21 protein-coding genes are annotated in these 25,809 nt (G+C 49.3%); 19 read left to right on the plus strand and 2 right to left on the minus strand.

All coding sequences use genetic code 11. From position 1 onward, the window contains the following. The first annotated feature begins 32 nt into the window (after window positions 1-32). The 3 genes from ACYUJT_RS02350 to ACYUJT_RS02360 are packed head-to-tail and all read left to right on the plus strand — an operon-like array spanning window position 33 to window position 3,942. Window positions 33-1,787, plus strand: a complete 1,755-nt coding sequence (locus ACYUJT_RS02350; protein WP_460318550.1) for an ABC transporter ATP-binding protein — start codon at window positions 33-35, stop codon at window positions 1,785-1,787. Then, the gene (locus ACYUJT_RS02355) at window positions 1,768-3,597 is read left to right on the plus strand and encodes an ABC transporter ATP-binding protein (RefSeq protein ID WP_460318551.1); all 1,830 of its coding nucleotides are present in this window, start codon (window positions 1,768-1,770) and stop codon (window positions 3,595-3,597) included. The genes ACYUJT_RS02350 and ACYUJT_RS02355 overlap by 20 nt, the downstream gene beginning before the upstream one ends. Before the next feature lie 18 nt (window positions 3,598-3,615). Then, window positions 3,616-3,942 (plus strand): antibiotic biosynthesis monooxygenase, encoded by a 327-nt coding sequence (locus ACYUJT_RS02360; protein ID WP_460318553.1) that lies wholly within the window; start codon window positions 3,616-3,618, stop codon window positions 3,940-3,942. A gap of 92 nt (window positions 3,943-4,034) precedes the next feature. Here the strand turns inward: ACYUJT_RS02360 and ACYUJT_RS02365 are convergent, their stop codons facing one another. Beyond that, on the minus strand, window positions 4,035-5,132 hold the full coding sequence (locus ACYUJT_RS02365; protein ID WP_460318554.1) for a nitric oxide synthase oxygenase: 1,098 nt from the start codon (window positions 5,130-5,132) through the stop codon (window positions 4,035-4,037). Between the two features lie 174 nt (window positions 5,133-5,306). Beyond that, entirely contained in the window at window positions 5,307-6,143 is an 837-nt protein-coding gene (locus ACYUJT_RS02370) for a CAP domain-containing protein (RefSeq protein ID WP_460318555.1), read from the minus strand. A gap of 335 nt (window positions 6,144-6,478) precedes the next feature. On the opposite strand from ACYUJT_RS02370, the gene ACYUJT_RS02375 reads away from it, so the two are divergent. The 16 genes from ACYUJT_RS02375 (at window position 6,479) to ACYUJT_RS02450 (ending at window position 25,756) form a co-directional block, all read left to right on the plus strand. Continuing rightward, on the plus strand, window positions 6,479-7,513 hold the full coding sequence (locus tag ACYUJT_RS02375; protein ID WP_460318556.1) for a LacI family DNA-binding transcriptional regulator: 1,035 nt from the start codon (window positions 6,479-6,481) through the stop codon (window positions 7,511-7,513). A gap of 175 nt (window positions 7,514-7,688) precedes the next feature. Next, a complete protein-coding gene (locus ACYUJT_RS02380) occupies window positions 7,689-8,948 on the plus strand; it encodes a sugar ABC transporter substrate-binding protein (protein ID WP_460318558.1) in 1,260 nt (419 codons plus the stop codon). An 82-nt stretch (window positions 8,949-9,030) separates the two neighbouring features. Continuing rightward, the gene (locus ACYUJT_RS02385) at window positions 9,031-9,960 is read left to right on the plus strand and encodes a carbohydrate ABC transporter permease (protein WP_460318560.1); all 930 of its coding nucleotides are present in this window, start codon (window positions 9,031-9,033) and stop codon (window positions 9,958-9,960) included. Further along, complete coding sequence (locus ACYUJT_RS02390) at window positions 9,960-10,793, plus strand: carbohydrate ABC transporter permease (protein WP_460318562.1); 834 nt, start codon at window positions 9,960-9,962, stop codon at window positions 10,791-10,793. Before ACYUJT_RS02385 ends, ACYUJT_RS02390 begins: the two co-directional genes overlap by 1 nt. 58 nt (window positions 10,794-10,851) lie before the next feature. Continuing rightward, the gene (locus tag ACYUJT_RS02395) at window positions 10,852-11,826 is read left to right on the plus strand and encodes a 2-hydroxyacid dehydrogenase (protein ID WP_460318563.1); all 975 of its coding nucleotides are present in this window, start codon (window positions 10,852-10,854) and stop codon (window positions 11,824-11,826) included. Window positions 11,827-11,860: 34 nt separating this feature from the next. Next, window positions 11,861-14,191 carry an alpha-xylosidase gene (gene yicI, locus ACYUJT_RS02400; RefSeq protein ID WP_460318564.1) on the plus strand — a complete coding sequence of 777 codons (2,331 nt, stop codon included), beginning with the start codon at window positions 11,861-11,863 and terminating at the stop codon, window positions 14,189-14,191. Window positions 14,192-14,830: 639 nt separating this feature from the next. Next, window positions 14,831-16,387, plus strand: coding sequence for a DUF4127 family protein (locus tag ACYUJT_RS02405; protein WP_460318566.1), 1,557 nt, complete (start codon window positions 14,831-14,833; stop codon window positions 16,385-16,387). Window positions 16,388-16,500: 113 nt separating this feature from the next. Then, on the plus strand, window positions 16,501-17,652 hold the full coding sequence (locus tag ACYUJT_RS02410) for an amidohydrolase/deacetylase family metallohydrolase (RefSeq protein ID WP_460318567.1): 1,152 nt from the start codon (window positions 16,501-16,503) through the stop codon (window positions 17,650-17,652). Continuing rightward, entirely contained in the window at window positions 17,618-18,721 is a 1,104-nt protein-coding gene (locus ACYUJT_RS02415; protein WP_460318569.1) for a DgaE family pyridoxal phosphate-dependent ammonia lyase, read from the plus strand. The genes ACYUJT_RS02410 and ACYUJT_RS02415 overlap by 35 nt, the downstream gene beginning before the upstream one ends. A gap of 1 nt (window position 18,722) precedes the next feature. Further along, window positions 18,723-19,478 carry a 2-dehydro-3-deoxy-phosphogluconate aldolase gene (gene dagF, locus ACYUJT_RS02420; protein WP_460318570.1) on the plus strand — a complete coding sequence of 252 codons (756 nt, stop codon included), beginning with the start codon at window positions 18,723-18,725 and terminating at the stop codon, window positions 19,476-19,478. Next, the gene (locus ACYUJT_RS02425) at window positions 19,471-20,487 is read left to right on the plus strand and encodes a sugar kinase (RefSeq protein WP_460318572.1); all 1,017 of its coding nucleotides are present in this window, start codon (window positions 19,471-19,473) and stop codon (window positions 20,485-20,487) included. The genes dagF and ACYUJT_RS02425 overlap by 8 nt, the downstream gene beginning before the upstream one ends. A 9-nt stretch (window positions 20,488-20,496) precedes the next feature. Further along, the gene (locus tag ACYUJT_RS02430; RefSeq protein WP_460318574.1) at window positions 20,497-21,213 is read left to right on the plus strand and encodes a GntR family transcriptional regulator; all 717 of its coding nucleotides are present in this window, start codon (window positions 20,497-20,499) and stop codon (window positions 21,211-21,213) included. A 214-nt stretch (window positions 21,214-21,427) separates the two neighbouring features. Continuing rightward, window positions 21,428-22,444 (plus strand): glycoside hydrolase family 130 protein, encoded by a 1,017-nt coding sequence (locus tag ACYUJT_RS02435; RefSeq protein ID WP_460318576.1) that lies wholly within the window; start codon window positions 21,428-21,430, stop codon window positions 22,442-22,444. 156 nt (window positions 22,445-22,600) lie between these two features. Further along, window positions 22,601-23,914: an extracellular solute-binding protein gene (locus ACYUJT_RS02440; protein ID WP_460318577.1), complete on the plus strand. Its 1,314-nt coding sequence runs from the start codon at window positions 22,601-22,603 to the stop codon at window positions 23,912-23,914. Window positions 23,915-24,031: 117 nt separating this feature from the next. Then, window positions 24,032-24,907 (plus strand): carbohydrate ABC transporter permease, encoded by an 876-nt coding sequence (locus tag ACYUJT_RS02445; protein WP_460318578.1) that lies wholly within the window; start codon window positions 24,032-24,034, stop codon window positions 24,905-24,907. Window positions 24,908-24,925: 18 nt separating this feature from the next. Further along, window positions 24,926-25,756 carry a carbohydrate ABC transporter permease gene (locus ACYUJT_RS02450; RefSeq protein WP_460318579.1) on the plus strand — a complete coding sequence of 277 codons (831 nt, stop codon included), beginning with the start codon at window positions 24,926-24,928 and terminating at the stop codon, window positions 25,754-25,756. Window positions 25,757-25,809: the final 53 nt, after the last annotated feature.

The following is a 25,809-nucleotide window of genomic DNA, read 5'->3' on the forward strand; positions in this document are numbered from 1 at the left end:
GCTGAACCTGCATGTAGAGGACGTGATTTGTATTGTCTAACAGCGTTTTAAAGCCATTTTTCAAACAATCATGGCGCATTTACCTCGCATCGTTTGCGCTGCATGCGGTTGCCAGTATCGTTTTTGCTTATTTCCCCAAGGTGCTGGGTGACTTTACGGACCAGCTTCAGACTGGTACGCAGGGGGTTCACGATGTCGGGCGCTACAGCTTGTTGCTGCTCGCGATCGGTGCGGGGCACGCGCTTATCGGCGGTTACGGACAATATCTCATCATGTATATCGGCCGCTGGTTCGATTTTGTCACCCGCCGCAGACTATTCCTTCATTTCTCCGAGCTGAGCGAGCAATATTATTCGCGCAACGGTGTGGGCAGGATGCTGAGTTATTTCATGAATGATGTTACCGGCGTTAGAGAATCGATCTCCATGGGAATCAACCAAATGGCCATGGCGGCCATGCTTCTCATCTCCTGCGTCAGCGCCATGGTTCTAAGCGATATTCCGCTATTTCTCATTGCAGCATCAGTTGCTCCGCTGCTCTTCATTCCCTGGATCGTGGCCCGCTTTGGCCCGGCTATTCGCAAACGGTCGCTGAAAGTACAGGAGGCGCTTGGGGCAATGACCGAGTCGGCTGAAGAGCAATTCGCTGGCATACGGGTCACGAAGAAGTTCGCTGCTGAGCAGGTCATGATCAAGCGTTTTGGCTCCTACGTCGACCGGATCCGGGACAATCAGCTGTCGCTTGTGCGGATGTCTTCGCTCTTCCAGGCACTCGTGCCGTTCCTGGGGTCGTTGTCCTTGATCGTGGCGCTGGCGCTCGGCGGGTACCTGACCGTCACAGGTAGGATTACGCTCGGTAATTTCGTCGCGCTGACGTTGTATATCCGCATGCTGATGAACCCGCTGCAGCAGATCGGCAATGTGATCAATGTCGTGCAGCGCTCAAGGGCGTCATTGCAGCGGCTCAATGAACTGTTAGCCGTTCAGCCGGATATCGTTGAGGCCGACGACGCCGTTCCGGTGGAGCTTGGGCAAGCTGAAGTCCGCATCCAAGGGCTGACCTTCTCCTACCCGGAAGCAACGCGGCCCGCGCTCAAGGGGATCAATCTGGTCATCGAGCCGGGCATGACACTGGGTATCGTTGGACGGACGGGCAGCGGCAAGACGACGCTCGTCAAGCTGCTGCTGCGTACGTATGACTCGCCTGCGGGGACGATACAGATTGGTGGAGCGGATATCCGTCAGCTGACGCTGGGGAGCCTGCGCAAGCAGATTGCTTACGTTCCGCAGGACGGATTCCTCTTCAGCACGACGATTCGCGAGAATATCGCTTTTTCCAGGCGGGAAGCCGTTCAGGAAGAGATCGAAACCGCAGCCAGGCAGGCACGGGTTTATGACAATATCATTGCCTTTCCGGATCGCTTTGAGACGAAGCTGGGGGAGCGGGGCATTACATTGTCCGGCGGACAGCGTCAGCGAACGAGCCTGGCTCGCGGTCTGATCAAGCAGGCGCCCTTCATGATTCTGGATGATAGCGTCAGCGCGGTCGATGCGGTCACCGAGACGGAGATTTTGCAGGCTATTCAGGACGAGCGCCGCGGCAAGACCACGATCATTATCGCGAACCGCCTGAGTGCCGTGAAGCATGCAGACCTCATCATCGTTATGGATGAAGGACGAATCGTCCAGGGCGGCAGGCATGAGGAACTGCTCGCCGAGCCGGGGCTGTATGCCTTGCTCCATTCGATTCAAGAGGAGGGAAGCCAGCATGCGGCAGGCAATGAATAACTGGCAGCTGGATCAGAAGGCAGGTCTCGGCGATCAGCCGAAGAAGAAGCCGCAGTATCGGTCGGCATTTCGAGTTTTGAGCTCTTATACGAGAGGGCATCGGGGTACATTTGCGCTGGCCGTGTTATGTACGCTGATTGCTATTGCCGCCGAATTGTTCCAGCCCTATCTGGTGAAGGTGGTGATTGACGACAATTTGCTGGCGGGCAAAAACGAATACGGCGGACTGCTTACGATCTGCATCATCTATTTCGTATTGTCGGCCTCGGGACTGCTGTTCAATTATTTGCAGAACAATTTGTTGCAGTACGCCGGACAAAGCATCGTCGCCAAAATACGCAAGCAGTTGTTCGAGCATATTACGAAGCTCTCCATGTCTTATTTTGATAAGACACCGAGCGGCAGTCTGATCACGCATGTGTCCAGCGATACCGAAACGCTGAACCAATTTTTCCATCAGGTGCTGCTCACGCTGCTGCGCGACGGTTTGACCTTGCTGTTCATTCTGGTCATGATGTTCCAGCTTGACGCGACGCTCGGGGCATACTGCTTGGTGCTGCTTCCGTTGATTGCGGTCATCGCGGTAGCCTTTCGTTCATTCATGCGCAATACATACCAGATGGCGCGCACTCGTCTGTCCCGGCTCGTGTCGTTCGTCGCCGAGAACCTGTCTGGCATGAGCCTCATACAGGCATTTCACCAGGAGAAGGAGCAGGCGGAGCAGTTCATGGAGCGGAACGACGCTTATTACAAGGCCAACATCCGCGAGATTCGCACGCATGTGATGTTCAACCGCTCATTCGATTTGCTCAGCAATCTAACGATCGCGTTCGTGGTATGGATCGGGGGCAAGGGGGTTTTGAACCACGCCCTTGAATTCGGCGTTCTGTATGCATTCATCACATATATCCGCCAGTTCTTCCAGCCGATCAACGCCATTACGCAGCAGTGGAACACGCTGCAGTCGGCAACCGTGGCGGTCAATCGAATCTGGGGAGTGCTCGATATTAAGCCCGATATCATGGATAGCCCGCAGCCGCAAGAGGTGGAGCGGGACTCGGTACAGGGACGTATCGATTTTAATGATATTACCTTTGGCTATGAGAGCGGTGCGCCGGTCATTCGCGATTTGAGCCTGCATATCCGCCCAGGGGAGATGATCGGCATTGTGGGCGCGACCGGCGCGGGCAAGAGTTCGCTCATCAGCCTGCTGTGCCGGTTCTACGATGTGCAGGAGGGCAGCATTCTGATCGACGGCATCGATATCCGCGATTTGCCGCAGGCCGAGCTGCACCGGGTCGTAGGTCTGGTCCAGCAGGAGCCTTATCTTTACGCGGGAAGCATTGTCGACAATGTGCGAATGTTTGACGAGACCATTTCCCGTGATGAGGTGATTCGCGCTTGTGAGCTCGTAGGCGCGGACCCGTTGATCCAGCGCATGAAGGACGGCTACGATACGAAACTGTCTGAGCGGGGCAGCGGCTTGTCCGCAGGCGAGCGGCAGCTTCTCTCCTTCGCTCGCATTATCGCTTTCCGTCCGCAAATTCTGATTCTGGACGAAGCGACCGCCAACCTGGATTCCCAGACAGAGCTTCTCATCCAGCAGGCGCTGCAAATCGTATCCGAAGGGCGGACAACGCTGGTCATCGCGCATCGCTTATCGACCATCGTGCAGGCCGACCGGATTCTCGTCATGCGTCACGGGACGATCGTCGAGGAAGGGACGCATGCGGAGCTGCTTACGATGCGGGGCTATTATGAAGAGCTGTATCGTCATTCGCAAGGCCAGAAAATTTTTAAAACAGGGTAAATAAGAGGAGGAAATCTCATGTTAATTCAAACAAGAACGATTGTCGTACAAAAGGATAAGGTGGATCTCGTCATTGAGCGCTTTACTAAAGAAAGTCCGATGGATGCGATGGAGGGGCTTATCGATAAAACCGTCATGGTTAACCGGAAAAAACAAGAGCATGAAGAGGTCGTCGTCATGATCCGCTGGAGATCGGTAGAGGATTGGAAAAATTGGGAGAAGAGCGACGTCCATATCCAAGGGCATCGGCAGAATAGAGGCAAACCGGCACCGGATTACATTATTAGCACGACCGTCAATATGTATGAGGTGAAGGCCGTGAAGGAAGGCTTGAAACAAGAATAGTCCGAAAACTTGATTAGCTGGCCAGTTCGCGATAAGGCATTCAGACCCCTTGATGTATAAGGGATTTGAATGCCTTTTCTGCAAATACGTTTTCAGTTCAGCAATTCCGCAAATGGGCTATCCTGATAAAAAAAGTTCGGTTTAACGACCATATTGTCATATTTTGAATGGAAAATTTCCGTTGTTGCAGGGGATACTGGAGGGATAAGCCATGTCCAGTCTCCCGTTACGGATCGTTGATGCTTATTCTCTATCGTTTCGAACAATTTGAATTGGTCTGCGGCCGTATGATGATCCACGATGCTAACGCCAGCTAATTTGAAGGAATGAAGCACCGCAACGTTCAATTCAACAAGCGCCTTGTCTTTCCACAACGTGGCATTGGAGCTTTGGTCGAGTTTCATAAGCGATGCGACTTGGGGCAGCAGATTGTACCGTCTTTCATCAGCTAAATTGCGGGCGCCAATCTCCGTTTCCATATACCAGCCATTAAAGGGAGCGGCCGTGTATCTTAGTCCGCCAATTTCTAAGGCCATGTCCGAGACAAAAGGAACCCCGTACCATTGGACTCCAAGCTTCTCAAACTCTAGGCTGGGATGAGTAATCGGAACTTCAAGAACATCCTGCTTCGGAATTTCGAACCACTGTGGAGAGCGATCATCGATTTGGATAACCAATGGAAGAATGTCAAATCGCCCTTTATTCCCTTTCCAGCCTAAATGGAGGCAAGCTCTTGTGAAGGCGAGCGAAGCAGGATCGCCGATAACTTGGTTATTTTGTTCATATCCTGCATAGCGGATTAGCTGATGGTTCCAAATCCGGATTTGCGAGTTGTTCCTCATTTCCTTGAATACGGTAATGGCCGGACGGACTTTACCATCATTGGTGCCATATTGGATATGACGGAATATTGCAGCGGCCACTTCCTCTTCTGCTTGGGCGGCTCTGGCATCGAACACCTCAAGCGTTTTCCAGAACAATCGTCCGATGCAGCGATTGCTGTTGCGCCAAGCTAGTTTCGCACCTAAATTCAATTCCTCATAGGTGTGCGTATATGTACCGTATGAGTCAATTTCTAGTTGGATATCGGCCAGACGCTGCCCGCACTCCTCTTCTGTCCTGCCCAGCTCCTGGTAACATAATTCAATAAAAGCCTTCGCTTCTTGATATAAATCATTCTTCATCAGCATGAGGTTCCTCGCTTATACATTTTAAAAGTAACCTGATTCTATACTAAAATCGGATTCATCTCTACATAAGCGCCTCGTTGTTCAAAGAAGATTCACAGTGTTGACAACAAGAAAAAACCTTGATGCCTATTAGTCTGGCATCAAGGTTTAGTTATGATTACAGGTAAATTTCGCTTATTTTCCGATGAATTCTTGAACCCAGTAGCCGTTGTCATAAGCTACACCGATGTTGGTAAAGTTAGGGCTCATAATGTTTTGACGGTGGCCTTCACTGTTCATCCATGCGTTCATGACTTCAGCAGGTGTACGTTGGCCTTTGGCGATATTTTCACCGGCATAACTGTAGGAAACTCCAAACTGCTTCATCATATCGAACGGAGAACCATACGTTGGCGACTGGTGATCAAAATATCCATTTTCGCGCATATCTGCTGCTTTTGCGGCAGCTACTTTCGTCAAATCAGCTTGCGTCGCAAGCGGTTTTAGGCCTGCTTTGGCGCGTTCCTGGTTGACCAGATCAACGACTTGGGAAGCAAAAGAAGCAGCGTCCGATTGACCGGCGTTAGCATTGTTGTCCTTGCTAGGCGCTGTTGGCGCCGTAGGAGTCGTAGGTTTAGTTGTCGTTCCATTGCCGGCGTTGGCATCAGAACCGGTTGACGGCTTTTCGCTAGGTGTCGTCGGTTTTGTGCTTGGTGCAGTCGGCTTTTGGCTAGGTGCAGTTGGTGTAGTTGGCTTCTGGCTAGGTACAGTTGGTAGAGTAGGTATGTCCTTCTGCGGCTGCTCTGTTCCTATTGCCGGAAAATTAGGAATAATCGATTTCAGATCGTCCAATGAGCCGTTCCAATTCCATTTTGACAAGATTTGTTGAATTTGTTGATATTGTTGATTGCAATCTGTGCTAGGAGTTGAAGCGGCTTCTGCTTTTGCTCCTTGCGGCAGAACCAGTCCTGCAGCGAGTACGGCTGTGGCCATGCTTGTAGTTACTAGTGTTTTTAAATGTTTATTTTTCATAACATTATTCCCTCCGTATCATTCTATTAGTTCTTTGACAACATGATAGACTGAATCCGACAATGGTTACAAATTTGTAATTTCGCGCAAAATCATCTTAACATGTATTTAAGAGAATAGGGGAAGGTAAGTTATGGTTAAGGGAAGCTGCAACTACAAACATTGAAACAAGATAAGGAGCTATATATGTAAGAAAATATGTAAAACGGAAATCTTGATGTCCGCAAATCAAAAAAAATAAAAAAGCATCATGAAACCGTTGACAAAATCTTTTCGGAATTGATATGATGTGGTTATTAAGATTTCAAATTACATGTTTAATAGAGGGAAAAGCCATGAATCAGGGTAGGAAATTGACCATTAAAGAGTTTGCCAAGGAAATTGGCGTCTCGCCTGCTACACTGGATCGGGTGCTCAATAATAGGGGTAACGTAAAGCGTGAAACCTATGAAAAAGTCATGGAGAAAATCAAAGAGTTGAACTACATGCCCAACAAATCGGCAAGTTTTCTGGCTCGAATGAATGATTTTTCTATGGCCATTGTGTTCCCGGAACATCCGGATTATTTCTGGAAGCAGGTAGAGAAGGGGATTCAGGTTGCTATTGATGAATTCCGTGATTTTGGACTCTCAGTTAGCATCTTTCGGTCTGAAGGATATGATTTGGAGCCGCAGAAGCAAATGGTTCAGCAGCTTATCGATTCGGGCAAGTACGACGCGATCGCTTTGTCGCCAAATGATCCGCTGGATATGGCCGAGCTCATTGACCGCGGAGTGGACAAGGGTATTACAATTTGTACATTTAACAGCGACTCTCCTTTGAGTAAGAGGCTGTTTTATGTCGGATGCGATTACCGTATTGCTGGCCGTCTTGCGGCTGATGTGTTATGCAAGTTCCTAGGGGGAAGAACCAGGATTGGTCTGGTGATGTCGTACACCAACTTTCAAATGCAGCAAAAGATTACCGGGTTCCGTGAGGTCGTTGACGAATACGATCATATCGAGATGATTGGCCCGTTGAGACTTCGTCAGGAGGACTACGATTCTCCGGAGGTTTTTGCCGATTATTTTCGGGAAGTGGATGGAATCTACGTATCAAGTGCGCGGCTCGATGTGGTTGCAAAGCATTTGGATGAGCTGGGGATGGAGAAGCGGCCGATTTTGATTGGTCACGATATGACTGAAGAAACAAAGATGTATATGGAGAGAGGCGTTATTACGGCGACGATCTGTCAGGACCCTGTGAACCAGGGGTATCTTACTGTGAAATCGATGTTTGACCACTTGGTTAACGGGCAAAAGATTGGATTGAAGGAGAACATTACCAAATTGGAGCTAGTGACCAAAGAAAATGCGCTTTATTACATTTAAATATCGTTAAGTGTAGTAACAGCGTTTTTTTTACATCAAAATGATGTGCGCACATCAGAGTGTGGTTTTATTCTGATGTATCAGCAGCGTTGTGGCATTACTGCCTCCGTTTTTAATACGAAGAAAAGCGGCAGTGCATGCAAGTATAAATAAATTCTAGCTAGGGGGAATGTGTATGTTTAAGAATGTAAGGGCTCTCATGGCAGCTATGGTTGCGGTTGTAATGCTGTTAACAGCATGCGCACCAAGTACCGAGTCGAGGAATTCAGGTTCATCTACGAACTCGGGCAAAGACGGTGACAAGGTAGTTATTCAGTGGTGGGATTCTATGACGAGTGAGGCAACTCAAGGCGCAATCCAAACGATTATCGCCGATTACGAGGCGGCTAATCCGAATGTGAAGATCGAACGGACATATATTTCATTTGCGGACATCAAGAACAAACTGCTCCTTGGTTCTGTTGGCAATCAAATGCCGGATATTGTCTGGCTGGATAACCCGGATCATCAAGCTTTTGCCGCCGCTGGAATTTTGGCGGATCTGACAGACGAGATTAAGGAGTGGGGACAGGCGGACAAATATTACGAAGGCCCTTGGTCCTCGACGATGTATGAAGGCAAGAACTATGGCGTGCCAATCGGCAGTAACAATCTGGCGCTCTATTACAACAAGGAAATGCTGAAAGCAAAAGGGATTGCGCCACCTAGCAATTGGGAGGAATTGAAAGAAGCTGCCAAGCAGTTAACAACTAATGATGTGTACGGATTCGCGATGACAGCAGTGAAAACCGAAGAAGGGACATTCCAATTCCTTCCCCTCATGTACCAAGCGGGAGCTGACATCGACAATTTTGACAGCCCAGGTACGGTAGAGGCGGCAACGCTGCTTCAGGATATGGTGAAAAACGGATACATGTCCAAAGAAGTAATCAATCAGAAGCAATCCGACACAGTGGTGCAGTTCTCCACAGGTAAGGTAGCGATGATGATAAACGGCACTTGGCAAATTCCGCTGCTTAGAAAAGAAGGGAAAGTTGACTGGGGTGTAGTAGAGCTGCCGGTGAACAAGCAGGGTGGTACGATCCTCGGCGGAGAAAACTGGGCGATTACGAAGGCTACTAAGAATAAAGATATCGCATTCGACATCATTAAATTCGCTAATGAGCCGGAACGTTTGAAAGCGTTTGATCAGGCGGCCGGACGTCTGCCAAGCCGCTCCGATTTGCTTAAGGATTCATTCTGGCAGGAAGACGAGGAGCTGAAGGTGTTCGCCGATGCGATGGAAGTGGCTAGAGCGAGAGCCTACGGACCAGAATATCCGAAAATCTCCGAAGCGATTCAAATCATGCTGCAGGAGGTCATTACCGGAAGCAAAACGCCTGAGCAAGCGGTCAAAGAAGCAGGCGCTAAGATTGAGCCGTTTGTTAAGAAGTAAACCGGAGCATGTAGAAACCATGGCATTCAGCAAGGGGGATGCATTGCTGCATCCCCATACACAGTAAATAGGGGGAGAAGTTATGTCCCATAAATCAGCAGTGAGCGGGAGCAGAGAACAGTCCCGTAGAGCCAGATGGTTCTCATCTTGGAATAACTACTTGTTTGTTGTACCTGCTTTAATATTTATGGTCGTATTTATCGGCTTTCCGCTGCTCTATAATCTCATGTTGAGCTTTCAGAATGTCAATGTGTACAATTTGAGCGGCAAGCACGACTTTATTGGATTGTCCAATTACATTAAATCATTAAAAGATCCGGTGTTTTACACCGCTCTACAGAACTCTGCAGTATTTACCGTGCTCAGTATCTTTTTCCAATTTACGATCGGATTTGCGCTGGCTTTGTTTTTTAATCAGAAATTTCCGGGACGCAATCTGTTTCGTTCTCTGATGCTGCTTGCCTGGATGCTGCCGGTAGTCATTAGTGGGACGATATTTCAGTGGATGATGTCCGGCGATTTCGGAGTTATCAATTATTTCCTTCAAACCTTGGGAATCATCGACCAGCCAATCAACTGGCTGAGCGAGGGCAGCACGGCTTTGCTGAGTACGGTCGTGGCCAATATCTGGATTGGTATCCCGTTTAATATGATTATTTTATTGTCCGGATTGCAAGGTTTGCCCGAGCATCTATACGAGGCTGCCAAGCTGGACGGAGCGAACCGTTTGGTGCAATTTCGGCATATTACGCTGCCGCTGATGCGTCCAACGATTCTTGTACTGATGATCCTGGGCATCATCAATACGTTTAAAGTATTCGATCTCATCTTTATCATGACTGCAGGCGGACCGGTGACGTCCTCGACAGTGCTGCCGATTTATGCCTATCAGATGTCCTTTACGACGCTGGAATTCAGTCAGGGTGCCTCGGTATCTATGATTATGTTCCTGATTCTAATCGTTATATCTATCGGGTATTTGAGAATGTCGAGTAAGGAGGAGGTCCACTAATGACGAATTCTAGATGGCGAATGGGCGGTGCGACCTTCATCGGCATTCTGATCATGATTGTGTTTCTTTTCCCGGTATATTGGATGGTAAAAACGTCAATCACGCCGGTGACGGAGCTTTATCACAATCCGCCGCATATTTTTCCGGTAGGAGCGACGTTCGAGTCTTACATTAATAACTTTGTTCGCAACCAGGATATGGTTGGCTACATCGGCAACAGCTTTATTATCGCTATAGGGACGATGATTTTGTCGCTGCTGCTGGCGATCCCGGCTGCGTATGCACTGGCACGGCTCCCGATCAAGGGCAAAGGCCTCATGATGATTTCAGTGCTATCGATTCAGATGCTGCCCGGCATTATGATGGCGATGCCGCTGTATATTATGTTCTCCAAGGTGCAGTTAATAGATAATTTTGCCGGATTGATCTTTGCAGATCTCATCCATTCCCTGCCGTTTGCCATTATTACGTTGCGTCCATTCTTCCTGGCGCTGCCAGGTGGGCTTGAGGAAGCCGCGATGATTGATGGCTGTAATAAATTTTCTTCGTTTACGAAAATCATTTTGCCGCTGGTCATGCCCGGACTTATGACGGTTGCTGTATTTTGCTTCCTGTTCGGCTGGGGGGACTTCATCTTCGCATTGACATTGACGACTAGCAATTCGGTTCGGCCGTTGACCCTAGGGTTGTACCGGTTTATCGGTCAGTACGGTACGGAGTGGAACAATCTGATGGCGGTTGCCACGATTGCAGCACTACCAATCATCGTTATTTTTATCTCCATGCAAAAATATGTGGTTGGCGGTATCACGGCCGGTTCTATGAAAGACTGAGCTAACAGGAGCAAGGCAAGCGAAGCGGTATGAGGAAGAGAGACTAGGAGGAACTGTGATGAAACCACGGATTTATATTGCAAGGGGCTTGCCGGAGCCCGTGGCCGCCTATTTAGAAGAGCATTGCGAGTGTCGGTATTGGCAGGGGCCAAGAGATATTACCGAAGAGCATCTAGCGGAGGAGATTGGTGATGCGGAAGGTTTGCTTGTCACAGGGACCCCAATTGGGCAAGCGGTGCTGGAAGCAGGCTCGAGTCTCCGTGTGATCAGCAATCTATCGGCTGGCTATAACAATCTAGATCTTCAGGCGCTGCAGGAGCGCAAGCTCATCGCCACCCATACCCCTTACGTGCTGGATGAGACAGTGGCTGATCTTGCCATGGCGCTTTTGCTGGCGACGGCGCGTAGAGTGACCGCTCTGGATCGCCTCGTCAAGGAAGGGGGCTGGATTAAAGGAATGGATACGGAGCTGTATGGTCTCGACGTTCATCACAAGCGGCTGGGCATTATCGGCATGGGGCGAATCGGGGAAGCTATTGCCCGACGCGCGGTGCTGGGCTTTGAAATGGATGTGGTTTATTACAATCGGCGCCGCAAGCCCGAAGCAGAGGAACGCTATGGACTGCGATACTGCTCTATAGATGAACTGCTGGACGCCTCGGATTTTGTGCTTCTGATGACGCCGCTTACGCCTGAAACGAAGCATCTTATGAACGAGGCGCAGTTTGCCCGGATGAAGAAGACGGCGATCTTCGTTAACGTGTCGCGTGGAGAGAACGTCAATGAAGATGCTTTGATCCGTGCTCTGCAAAAAGGGCAAATCGCTGGAGCAGGCCTTGATGTGTATGAGTATGAGCCTATCTCGACAGAACATCCGTTATTGCAAATGAACAATGTGGTCACCTTACCTCATATCGGCTCAGCTACGGCTGAGACACGGTTAAACATGGCGTTTGCGGCGGCGAGAAATTTGGTGCATGCCTTAACCGGACAAACGCCGGTACAGATCGTTCCCGAGCTGCAGCAGCAATAATTAATAAATATACAGCATATTGGAGGAAACAGAGATGAAATTTACTGATGGGTACTGGCATGTTAGGCCGGGAGTTACGTTGAATTATCCAGTTGAAGTTCGAGGTGTCAGGACAGGGCAGGACAAGCTTACGGTGCTAGCCTCCTGTAAAAAAATCATCACGCGTGGAGATACGTTGAATACGGCTATTTTAACTGTTAATTACACATCTCCAATGCCGGATGTCATTGCAGTGGAACTAGTGCATCATGGCGGACGTTTGCCGAAAGGGCCGGAGTTTGTGAAGCTGAGTGACGGCGATGTGGAGGTGCAGATTGAAAACGGGGCGGATATCGCCAGTTTGACGAGCGGAAGACTTCGTGTGGAGGTACACAAAAACGAAGGTTGGAGTACGCATTTCCTATACGATGGCAAACGTCTGACCGGCAGCGGATATAAAAGCCCGGGCCATATCAAGCTGCCTGATCAAACGACCTACATGCGCGAGCAGCTTGATTTAGGCGTAGGAGAGTATATTTATGGTCTTGGGGAACGATTCACCCCTTTTGTAAAAAATGGACAGGTTGTCGACCTGTGGAATGAGGACGGCGGAACCTGCAGCGAGCAAGCCTATAAAAATGTACCGTTTTATTTGTCCAACTATGGCTATGGCGTCTTTGTCGATCATCCGGAACGCGTATCCTACGAGGTAGCATCTGAAGTTGTCTCCAAAGTACAGTTCAGCGTGCCCGGCGAAACGTTAAAATATTATATTATCGGCGGAGCCAACTTAAAGGAAGTCCTGGATAATTATACGAAGCTGACAGGGAAACCTGCCTTGCCGCCGGCTTGGTCTTACGGCCTCTGGCTCACGACCTCTTTTACAACGAGCTATGATGAGGATACAGTGACCAGCTTTATCGATGGCATGAGTGAGCGGGACATTCCTCTTCATGTGTTTCATTTCGATTGCTTCTGGATGAAGGAATTCCACTGGTGTGACTTTGAATGGGATCAGGAAGTATTCCCCGATCCTGAGGGTATGCTGAAGCGTCTCAAGAGCAAAGGCTTGAATATTTGTGTATGGATTAATTCCTACATTGCCCAGCAATCTTACTTGTTTGACGAAGGCAAAGCCAACGGGTATCTCGTCAAGACGAAGGACGGTGATGTATGGCAGTGGGACAGATGGCAGGGCGGTATGGGGCTGGTTGATTTTACAAACCCAGCAGCTGTGCGCTGGTATAAGGATAAGCTAAAGGCATTGCTGGATATGGGCGTAGATAGCTTCAAGACTGACTTCGGGGAGCGGATTCCGACCAACGTAGTATATTTTGATGGCTCCGATCCGGTGAAAATGCATAACTATTATACACATTTGTATAATAAAGCGGTGTTCGAGGTGCTTGAAGAGACCAGGGGGAAAAATGAAGCCATGCTGTTTGCACGCTCGGCTACGGCAGGCGGTCAGCAATTCCCGGTGCACTGGGGAGGGGACTGCTCAGCGACATATGTCTCGATGGCAGAAACGCTGCGCGGCGGATTGTCGCTAGGGATGTCCGGTTTCAGCTTCTGGAGCCATGACATCGGTGGTTTCGAGAACACGGCGACGCCGGATCTGTACAAGCGTTGGGCCGCGTTTGGGCTGCTGTCAACGCATAGCCGGCTTCATGGAAGCCAGTCTTACCGCGTACCTTGGCTGTTTGACGATGAGGCTAGTGACGTGCTGAGGCACTTTACGCATCTGAAGGCCACTCTGATGCCATATTTGTATAGCACTTCCGTGGAGGCGACAAAGACGGGTGTGCCAGTGATGCGCTCCATGGTGCTGGAATTTACGGGAGATCCGAACTGCGACACTTTGGATCGTCAATATATGCTGGGCGATTCCTTCTTGGTGGCTCCGATATTCAACAGTGAAGGTACTGCGAAATATTATCTTCCTGAGGGACGTTGGACGAATTATTTGAGCGGAGAGGTTATGGAAGGCGGGCGCTGGATTCAGGAACAGCACGACTATTTCAGTCTGCCGCTGATGGTCAGACCCGACAGTCTGATCGCGGTAGGAGCAAATAAGCTGGTGCCTAACTATGATTATGCGGACGGAGTTGCTCTGCATCTGTTCGAACTGGGCGATGGTAAAACGGCATCCACGGCTGTGTATAGTACAAAGGCGGAGCTGGAATTGGAAGTGAGCGTCGAGCGGACGGGCCGGACACTTACAGTGTCAGCAAACGGCGCGGCAAACAAGCCTTGGGAGTTGTTACTTCGCGGAGTAACGGGAGTAAAGTCTATTGTAAATGGTACGCAATCGGAAGGACCTCTGGGTTTGCACGTTAATCCGATGGCGGGCACGCAGAAAATTACCATTGAATTGAATGCTTAAATCGTCATCAATAATACCCAAGTTAATCTTGCTATTATTGCATTAATGATACGGATTAGCTTGGGTATATGATTAACCGGACAGGGATAATAAGGCGTATCGCTTGGGGAGTTTAGTGGCATGGAAAGTTGATCGAACGGACCGTGGTTCCGCTATACTCGGAAAAAGCAGCGAAATGTAGCGCTAACGGACACACGTTCCGCTACTTTAGTTTAATTGCTTAATTGCGCGTAGATATTGTGGTAATAACGTCTCCTGTGTCCGTTACCTCGTTAAAATCAGCAAAATGGAGGGAATAGCGTCTCTTATGTCCGTTGAGCTCTAATGCTGGTTCGTTTAATGACGGCTGATAGTTGAGTTGCTATCAAATTTAAAGACCTCGTCGCTCGACGAGGTTTTTTTAATTTGTCTTCATTATTTATTCGGATAATATCGTAATTTACTAGGATATTTCTTTAAAGTTGCGGGGGCTAATATAACATTAAGGGTTATTATTAATTTTGAAACCGCTTAAATTAGATGAGGGGGACTGCGTTCCAATCACTGACGGATTTAAGTATAGGGATTCAAGTTAAAGGCTTAATTTACGGATTTGATCATGTGCAGCGTTTATTTTGATAAAGGAGATGAACAAACATCATGTCAAAAGTCGTTTACCTGCCGTTAGACGAACGACCGTGCAACTATCTGTTTCCCCAGCAGCTTGCCAAAATGACCGATCTGGAGGTGGCTGTCCCTGAGCTTGCGATTCTCGGCAACAAGAAGAAGCCGGCCAATACGGCGGCAGTGAGACAATGGCTGCTGGAGGCGGCAAAGGATGCCGATGTGCTGCTCGTTTCGATCGATATGCTAGTATATGGAGGAATCGTGCCTTCCCGGCTGCATCGATTGTCCTTGGAAGAGTGTATGCGCCGAGTTTCTGTGCTGGGTGAAATCAAACGATCCTATCCCGAGATCACGATTCATGCCTTCAATCTCATTATGCGGGTGCCAAACAACAACAAAGATGAGGAAGAACCCGATTATTACAAATATCATGGGGGACAAATTTTTAAATATAGCTATTTGACGGACAAGTCGGAGCGCGATACTTTGTCCCAAGCGGAGCAGCAGGAGCTCGAGAGTTTGCAGGAAATGATTCCGCAGCAATACTTGAATGACTTTATCGGGCGCAGGGAGGTCAACCAAGGGATCAATCATTATGTATTGGAGCTGGCCCAGTATGGCATCATCGATCATTTGATTATCCCGCTTGATGATAATTCCCAATACGGCTTCTCCCCGCGGGAACAACAAATGATGATTTGCCGAACCCAGGAATTGGGCATTATGGATCGCGTCATGATTTATCCGGGTGCCGATGAAATTGGATGCACGATGTTCTCGTATATATTTTGCCAACTCAAAAACTATAAGCCCGAAATATTTGTGCGTTATTCGTCCACTCAGGGACCGTTCATTAAGCCGAAGTACGAGGACCGGAGCCTGAACGAGAGCGTCAAGTCGCATTTGACTGCTTCGGGAGCTATGATGGTGGATCATTCTTTTGAGACGCCGCTGGTACTGGTCGTGCATTCGCCGGCTGTCGATCAGGCGGGCATGGCGGAGCAAATCCCGTTCAAGGACAGACATCGTTCTTACTTCTCCGAAATTCATTACCGAGAGATTGTGGAGGCGATGCAAAATTATTTGCGCAAAGGGAAGCTGGTTGCTCTGGGTGACGTAGCAACCTGCAACGGCGGCGATTCGGTGTTGATGAATCTGTTGAAGCAAAGAGGACTGCTGGATCAATTGACGGCATATGCGGGGTGGAATACTTCCGGCAACACGCTCGGAACGGTCATTGCCCATTTTATTATCATTACTTACTATATGGAGCGTGCTGAGAGCGAAATTAAGAACAAAGATATCGTTCAGGAGAGCCGCAAATTTTACTATCATCGAGTTGTCGAGGATTTTATTTATCAATCTCTGGTCCGCCAAGATATGCTGGAGAATGACTTGCCAGGCTTGAACGCCAGCTATTATGTGATCGGACACTGCCTGGATGAGGTGCAGGCGATTCTCGCCGCTAAAATGAACAGCACTGTGGCGCAATATTTAGGCGACATAAAGGAAGGCCGCATAAGACTCGAAAATGTGCACTTTCCTTGGATTAGGATGTTTGAAATTGGATTTGAGCTTACGATCGATTAGTGGGATTAATGTGGAGCTTAGCGAAAGTAAACATTATAACGTTATATTTACTTTCCGATATAAGCGTGTTAACTTAAACATTATAATGTTTGAAACAGAAATGGGTGATAGTTTTGAGCGATCGAACAGCTTCGAATGGTAGAGCAGAAGCTCCAAGGGATAGATTCGTGCTTCGCGAAGTAAAAAGGGTGAGCGGTGAGAAAATCGACATCGTTATCGAAAATGGCATAATTGCCGAAATTGCCGATGCCGGAAAAGGAAGCGGGCAGCCGCTGACCAACGTCTCGGGCGTATACGTGTCGAGCGGCTGGATTGATATGCATGTCCATGCTTTTCCCGAGTTCGATCCCTATGGGGATGAAATCGATGAGATCGGCGTGAAGCAGGGAGTGACAACGATTGTCGATGCTGGAAGCTGCGGTGCGGACCGGATTGCCGACCTGCTGGCTGACAGCAAGCGGGTCAAGACGAAGGTGTACGCATTTTTGAACATTTCGCGGATTGGGCTGTCTAGAATTGACGAGTTGTCCCGGCTGGAGTGGATTGACAAGGAGCGGGTCAAGCAGGCGATAGTAGCATATGAAGATTTCATCGTTGGATTAAAGGCGCGGATCAGCAGGAGCGTGGTCGGTAACAGCGGCTTGGAACCGCTTCGCATCTCCCGGGAACTATCCGGCGACACGGGGTTGCCGCTTATGGTGCATATCGGATCGGGACCGCCGGATATCCGAGAGGTAATTCCTCTTTTGCAGCGAAAAGATATCATTACGCATTATCTTAATGGAAAGACGAACAATTTATTTGATGAAGATGGTCATCCGCTGCAAGTATTGCCCGATGCGATAGCGAGGGGCGTTTATTTGGATGTTGGCCACGGGACGGCCAGCTTCTCCTTTCAGGTGGCTGAAGCGGCCAAGCGGCACGGTGTCGGGCTGCATACGATCAGCACCGATATTTACCGCGGCAATCGGCTGAACGGTCCGGTCTACAGCATGGCTAGCGTAATGACCAAGTTTCTCAGTTTGGGTTATACGCTGGAAGAGACAATCGATGCGGTTACCCGCCATGCAGCCGACTGGCTGGGCAAGCCGGAGCTGGGCCGGATTCAGGTGGGGGATGCCGCCAACTTGACCTTGTTTACACTGGACGACGAACGGGTGGAACTGGTTGATTCCGAAGGAGAGCGAAGAGTGGCGAACCGACTTATTAAAGCTAAAGGAGTGGTTACAGGTGGGGAATACATTGAATGCGAAGTACGGGCTTAAGCGGGTCATTAATGCCAGCGGACGGATGAGCATCCTGGGCGTGTCCGCGCCGAGCGATACGGTCATGGAGGCGATGAAGCAGGGCGGGCAAAGCTATGTTGAGATCGCCGATCTGGTCGATAAAGCAGGCGATCATATCGCGCGGATTGTTGGGTCAGAAGCGGCGGTGATCGTGAACTCAGCATCCAGCGGAATTGCTTTATCGGTAGCGGCTATAGTGACCCAGGGCCATCGCCGCCGCAGCGAGCGCCTGCATCAGGAGATCATCCCCAAGAATGAGATCATCATTCTGAAAGGGCATAATGTGCAGTACGGTGCTCCCGTGGAGACGATGGTGTATTTGGGCGGCGGCAGGCTGCTGGAGGTGGGCTATGCCAACGAAGGGCGGGCCGAGCATATCGAGGATGCAATCTCTGACAGGACCGCAGCTATTCTTTACGTCAAATCACATCATGCCGTGCAAAAAAATATGATTTCGGTGGAAGAAGCCTGGGATGTTGCCCAGCGCCGCGGAGTTCCGCTCATCGTGGATGCGGCAGCGGAAGAGGATATCCAGAAATATGTGAAATACTCCGATCTGGCGATTTACAGCGGCTCCAAAGCCATTGAGGGTCCAACGTCAGGCATCGTCGCAGGAAAAAGAACCTTCATCGAGTGGGTCAAAGTACAATTGCATGGAATTGGCCGCAGCATGAAGGTAGGCAAGGAGACGTCCTTCGGCTTGCTGCAGGCGCTGGATGAATACATGGTGAAGGAAGATAAGAGCGAGCAGGAGAAGGCGCTGCTTGAAGCATTAATGCCATTAAATGATATCGCAGGGGTTCATGTGTCGGTTGTGCAGGATGAAGCAGGACGTGCGATTTACCGCGGCCGCATTCAGATCAATGCGCAGAAGGCTGGCATTACCGCAATGGAAGTAGCGGAACGGCTGCAGAACGGCGAGATTGCCATATATACACGGGACTACGGTGTGCGGCAGGGGTATTTCGATATCGATCCGCGCCCGCTGCTCGGAGATGACATTGTCGTTATTGAAGCTAAAATACGCGAATTAACAGGGGGACGTTAATATGTCACAAATCGCCAAACGCTTTTACAAAGGCAGGGTCGCATTGAATGTGCTGGCCAAAGACGTAGAGAATGCCAAGGAAATATTCGAGGCCGCGGAAGGATATGTGCTGGTCGGCGTCCTATCCAAGGACTATGCAACGGCGGAAGAGGCTGTAACGGCCATGAAGCAATACGGGCGGGAAATCGATGAAGCGGTATCGATCGGGCTTGGTGCCGGCGATAATCGTCAAGCGGCAGTGGTGGCGGAAATCGCCAAGCATTATCCTGGCAGCCATATTAATCAGGTATTTCCTGCTGTCGGGGCTACCCGGGCTAATCTTGGGGCGATGGATAGCTGGATTAACAGTCTGGTATCGCCAACGGGCCAGGCAGGATACGTGAATATTTCGACCGGGCCGATCAGTGCGGCAGGCCACGAGCCGGCTATCGTACCAATTCGCTCGGCGATTTCCCTCGTCCGCGATATGGGCGGAAATGCTCTGAAGTATTTCCCGATGGAGGGGCTGAGCCGTGAAGACGAATTTCGTGCCGTTGCTGAAGCATGTGCTGCGGAAGACTTTGCCCTCGAACCGACGGGCGGCATCGATATGGCCAATTTCGAGGCTATTTTGCGGATCGCATTGGAAGCAGGGGTTCAGCAGGTGATCCCTCACGTATATTCTTCGATCATTGACAAGGCATCGGGAAAAACAAATGTCCAGGATGTACGTGACTTGCTCGCGATCATGAAAAGGCTGGCTGATCAGCATGCCTAAGCGGATAGCCGCCTTTGGCGAGGTCATGATGCGTCTGCAGGTGCCAGGGTATGATCTGCTGTCGCAGGGCAGCATGCTGCACTATACATTTTCCGGTACCGGAGTAAATGTTGCCTCGGCAGTGGCGCGCTTCGGACATACGGGGAGTTTGATCTCCCGTTTGCCTGCCAATCCGCTGGGCGAGGCCGCCAAAGCCTATTTGCGCAAGCTGGGAATCTCCACGTCATCCATTGTAGAAGGCGGAAATTATATCGGCATGTACTTCCTCGAGAACGGCTTCGGCGCCAGGCCCAGTCGTGTAACTTATAGCAACCGCTTGGACAGCAGCTTTAATACGGCCCCTGAGGATGTCTACGATTACGACAATATTGCCCGGGGAATGGACGCGATTCATTTCTGCGGCATAACGCTGGCGATGAATGATGGCGTTAGGCAGCATATGAAAGCATTAGCTCGGGCGGTGAAGCAGCAGGGAGGCCTCGTTATTTTCGATTGCAATTACCGGCCGTCCCTCTGGGGCGAAGGCGGATATGACAAGGCAAAACCGTATTATGAGGAAATGCTGCGTTTGGCGGATATCGTAATGATGAATGAGAAAGACGCGATCTATACGTTGGGCATTAGCACGCAGAAGGAGCAGCGCGAGGAGCAGCTTAAGGAGCTGATCCCAGTCGTTGCCGAGCAATATCAAATCCCGGTCATCGCGGGAACGCACCGCTCCATCCACAGCGACAATTCGCATTCCTTGCGTGGTTTTTTGTACAAGGATCAGAGCTTTGTTTTTTCAGATATGCTGACGTTTTCCGTCTATGATAGAATAGGAGCTGGGGATGCCTTTGCGAGCGGGATTATTCATGGCGAACTAGCGGGCTTCCTGCCTGAGAAGACGGTCGCGTTCGCGGCGGCGGCGGGTATGCTGGCGCACACGGTATCAGGCGATACTCCTATGTCAACGGAAGAGGAAATACTGCGTGCGATGACAAGGTCCGCTGGCGATGTAGAAAGGTAGTGGAAATAAGTGAGCTTGTCCAGAAAGGATAAACCGCTATATTTGCAAATCAGGGATATTTTGAAGGATCGGATCCTGCACGGCGTCTATCCCCTGGGGCAGAACATCCCCTCGGAGCCGCAATTGGAGCAGGAATTTTCCGTGAGCAAAATTACCGTGCGGGGTGCGATTCAGGAGCTCGTCCAGGAAGGTTACCTTGAAAAAGGCAGCGGAAAAGGGACCAAGGTGATTCGCAATAAGGCGGCCTCCAAGCTGTCGAAATGGAAGCACTTCACGGAAATTTTGGTGGAAGAGGGCCATCGCATCCAAAAGCAGTGGCTTCGGGCCGAGACGATCGGAACAGAACCGGATGCCGAGCTGCGCCGCCTATTCGGTGAACATTGCCTAAGGCTGGAGCGGGTCTACTTTCTTGATGACAGGCCTTATATTTACTATACGCATTATCTGGCTATGGCTATGGGCGAGTTGGAACTTGCCGATTTAAATGCCCGATCCTTATACGAGCTGCTGGAGGAGCATAATATTTCTTTGGACCGGCTGCGCGACGAATTTTCGGTCGCCGTTCCGCCGCCGGAGGCGGAAGCGATTTTGCAGCTTGAGAGTAAAGGAATGCCGCTGCTCAAGAGATCCCGTTATTCTTATGATGAACGCGGCAAGGTTAGAGAATACAGTATCGGTTATTACAATACAGAGCTGCAAAATTATATCGTCAATTATGATGTGTAACAATTAATAGAGGCTGTTTCCATTGCGCTTTTAGCGCTTCGGGGCAGCCTTTTTTCATGTCTGCGTATACGCTTCCAAATATCAATATTCCCCATAAAATAATATTCGTATTATTCAGATGTTTTCGAAAGATTATAGGATATTTTGTGCTAAAGCTCCGGTCTACAATAGCACTATACACAAATATAAAGGGCTTTCATAAGGAGGCAGACCGATGAAAATTACAAGACATCCGGATAATCCGATTGTGGTTCCGGGAGGATATGAATGGAGGAAGGTCACGGTATTCAATCCGGCAGTAATTATTGATAACGGCAAATTTTACATGATTGAGCGTACGGCAGGCTCGCTTACACCTTGCAAAAATTATCTGGGACTTCTGGAGAGTGGGGACGGTGTAAACTTTACGCATGTGAAGGACGAGCCTATCCTTACCCCGGACATGCTTGGTTTCCCTTACGGCAGCGTGCAGGATCCACGGATTGTGAAAATAGATGACACCTTCTATATGAACTATGCGCTGCGGCCTTGCGCGATGAGCTATTATCCGACAGGCGTAGGCATTCCGGAGCGTTCGATTCCGACGTATCCTGACGGTTGGGGGGAGCAGGAGGGACATTGGCTGACCCGTTCCTCGATCGTTACGTCCAAGAACCTCATTGATTGGGAGTTTCTTGCCGATACGACGCCACTGGACATAAATGATCGGGACAACATTCTTTTCCCTGAAAAAATCAACGGCAAATACGTCCTGCTCCGCCGTCCGGAGGAATATGTGGGCGAGGCCTATGGCACAGAGAAAGCGGCCATGTGGATCACTTATTCGGAGGACCTGATTCATTGGGAGGAGCCAAAGCTGCTCGCCAAAGCGGAGAACATGGCTTGGGAGTCGAGAAAAATCGGCGGCGCTACGCCTCCAGTCAAAACCGATCGTGGTTGGCTCGTGCTCTATCACGGGGTGGATGATGACGTCGTTTACCGGGTAGGCGCCCTGCTGCTGGATCTGGACAATCCGGAGAAAATCATTGCCAGAACGAAGAACTTCATTATGGAGCCTGAAACGTACTATGAAAAATTTGGTTATCAAATTCCGAACGTCATTTTCCCGACGGGCAATGTAGTTAAGGACGGCTTGCTCTATATTTACTACGGAGTTACAGACACGGCGATTGCACTAGCTACGGTGCCGCTGGATGATCTGGTTGATTACATTTTAAATGAACCCCAATAAAAATCAGATGAATAATTCGGATATAATCGAAATTTTGTGGGATACAGCCCAAATGAAAACGCTTTTATACTAAATGTATAGCAGATGAACATAATTACAACTTACATCTGTGTAAGTAGACACTAGTTTTTCATTCATTAGAAAAGAGGGTTGATTATGGGGACAACAAACAAAGGCAGAAAAGCAGTACTCCTCGGTCTGGTCGCGTTGCTTGTTATGATTACGGCAGCTTGCGGCAAGGACAATGCGGCAGGGGAGAACAACAAAGGAGCGTCGGAAGCGGAGACCATCACCTTGACCATGATGCATCCTTGGACTTCCCCGAACGTGGACAATGAAGTCTACAAGGCCCGGATCGCCGAGTTTGAGGAGCAGCATCCGAACATCAAGATCAAACAGGACGGCGTACCGTCAGGACCGTACAAAACTAAGCTTCGGACGTTAGCGGCAGCAAACAATTTGGCGGATATCAACGTAGTATGGCCTGGGGCGGACCTGGATCCACTCGTGGCAGGCAATTTGCTTGCGCCGATCAATGACATGATGGATAACTGGACTTCCCTTTTACCGGACAGCGCATTAACGGGATTCAATGTCGACGGCAAGCAGTATGCTGTACCGACGAAGCAAACGTTCGTGGACATTATCTACTACAACAAAGAAATGTTTGCGCAGGTAGGCTACGATCAATTCCCGGATACTTATGATAAGTTCATCGACGCGGTGAAGAAGCTGAAGGAAGCGGGAATTACCCCGATTTCTCTAGGGAACAAAGAGCAATGGCCGCTTCAGTCCTCCTATATCTCTGTCATTGGCGATCGCTATACGGGCAGTGATTTCCTGCTGGGAGTGCTGGAGAAAAAGGCGAAATTTACCGATCCTGAATTCGTAAAAGCGCTTGCGGTTATTGATGAATTGACCAAGCTGGGAGCCTTCAATACGGATGCTAACAATATGGACTCCGTTCAAAGCCAGGATTACTTCACTCAAGGCAAAGCGGCGATGCATATTTCCTCCTCGACGGTCGACGGAAGAGTGCGCATTAACAATGATGAAGGGGACAAGTTTGGCATCGCGCTGTTCCCGAGCGTAGAAGGCGGCAAGGGTGATCCGGTTAAAAGTGCCGGCATCGTTCAATTCGGCATTTCCATCAAGAGCGGACTGGATGAGAAAAAACAGCAGGCTGCTGAAGAGTTCCTGAAGTTTTTCGTAAGCGAGGATTTGTATAAAGAATTGATCCGCAATGGAATTGTAGTTCCAGCGAAAGTGGAAGTACCGGAAGATGCAAGCAAATATTTGAAAGAGATGTTGGAATTGACCGGCAATGGAACTGCTCCGGTGTTTGACAGCGTCATTCCAACACAGGTGGTCGATGTGCTGCAAAACGGATTGCAAGCGCTAACCGTGGGCAGAGGTACGCCTGAAGAGGTGGCTAAAGAAGTTCAAGAAGCCTTTGACACGATGAATTAGAAGTCTATTTTATAGGATCCTGTCGTTCAAATCCGACGTTGTGAGAAAACCCGAAACCCGGGTTTTCTTCATTCATCGGCCTTGAAAGCAGGATGAGAACAAAGGAGGAACCCCCTGATGCAAACATTAAGAGGAACGAAACTGGCGATATTTTTCGGTTTATTTCCCGCCTTATTGATTTACTTGGGAATAGCCATCGTTCCGATCGGGTTGTCCTTATACTACTCCGTGATGAACTGGAATGGTATCGGCTCGATGGCGTTTGTCGGTATCGATAATTACGTGAAGATATTGAGCAATGCCACCTTCTGGCTGTCCGTGAAAAATAACGTCATCATTATGGTTACTGGTTTGATTGGTCAACTCCCGCTTGGTTTGCTGCTGGCGCTGTTGCTGAGCCGAGGTCTTCGGGGCTCCGGGTTTTTCCGGACGATCGGTTTTATGCCTGTCGTTATTTCTTCGGTCATGGTATCCCTGATCTGGGGGATGATTTACAACACGGAATACGGAATGCTGAACAATCTGCTCGCGGCTGTAGGTTTGGAGAGCTGGCAGCAGAACTGGCTTGGCGATGTGAAGTGGTCGATGCTGTCGATCAGTATCGCGTATATTTGGCAAAACTGCGGGCTTTATATGGTTATTTTTCTGGCTGCTCTGCAAAGTATCCCTGATGAAGTCAATGAGGCTGCCGAGCTGGACGGAGCCACTGGGTTCAAGCGGACGATGCGGATTACGGTCCCGATGATTCGAAGTACGATTATGGTATGTGTCGTCTACAGCATCAGTAATTCCTTCCGTGTGTTCGACCTCATTCAGATTTTGACGGGCGGCGGCCCGGCGCATCAGACTGAAGTTATGACGATTTACATGTACAATAGTGCTTTCGTGAACATGCGTTTTGGTTATGGCAGCGCGGTTTCCATTCTAATCTTGCTGTTCAGCCTAATCGTTATTTCAGTGATTAATCGGTTTGGCAGCGAGAAAGATGCATAAGGAAAGGAGGCAAAAGCCATGAATAAAAAGTCTAGGCTGTTCCAGTTATTCGCGTACACTTTTTTGAGCCTGTTAGCTATTATGAATATAGTTCCTCTTTTTTGGATGGTGGTCAACTCCTTTAAGAAGGAACAGGAGTACGCGGCAAATCCATTTTCATTCCCGACCGATCTGCAATTTTCCAACTATGCGCAGGCATGGAAGGTTGCCAATATGGACGTGTATTTTTTTAATAGTATTCTCGTTACTGTTGTCTCCTTAGTTGTAACGGTATTTTTGGGAGCATTGGCTGCATATTTTTTATCGCGGTTCAAATTCAAGCTTCGCGGGCTGACTTACAGTATATTTCTGCTCGGAATGCTCGTACCGATTCATGCTACATTGATTCCGATCTTTCTGATTATGCAGAAGCTGCATTTAATTGATACTTACTTGTCGCTGATTTTGCCGTATACGGCATTTCACTTATCTTTGACCGTTTTTATTCTGGAAGGCTTTATGAGAGGATTTCCTAAAGATATGGAAGAGTCCGGTGTGATGGATGGTGCGGGAATATACCGCATATTCTGGTCGATTATTCTGCCGATTACGAGGCCCGCACTCGCCACGGTCATCATTTTGAATTTTATCTACAATTGGAACGAATATTTATTCGCACTCGTGTTGATTACATCATCGGAGTTTAAGACGCTGCCGCTTGGACTCGCCAACTTTGTCGGCATCGAAACAGCGAGCTTGACTTTGCAAATGGCCGCGCTGACGATCGCCCTGATTCCGATCATTATTTTCTATCTGTTACTGCAGAAGCAGCTGGTTAATGGGATGACGGCGGGAGCTGTGAAGGGCTAAGTTTAAGCCGGTGCAAGGCCGAGCCGGAGGCAGCGTAAGGGGGGAGAACAGCT

It is taken from the genome of Paenibacillus sp. YSY-4.3 (assembly GCF_054767475.1).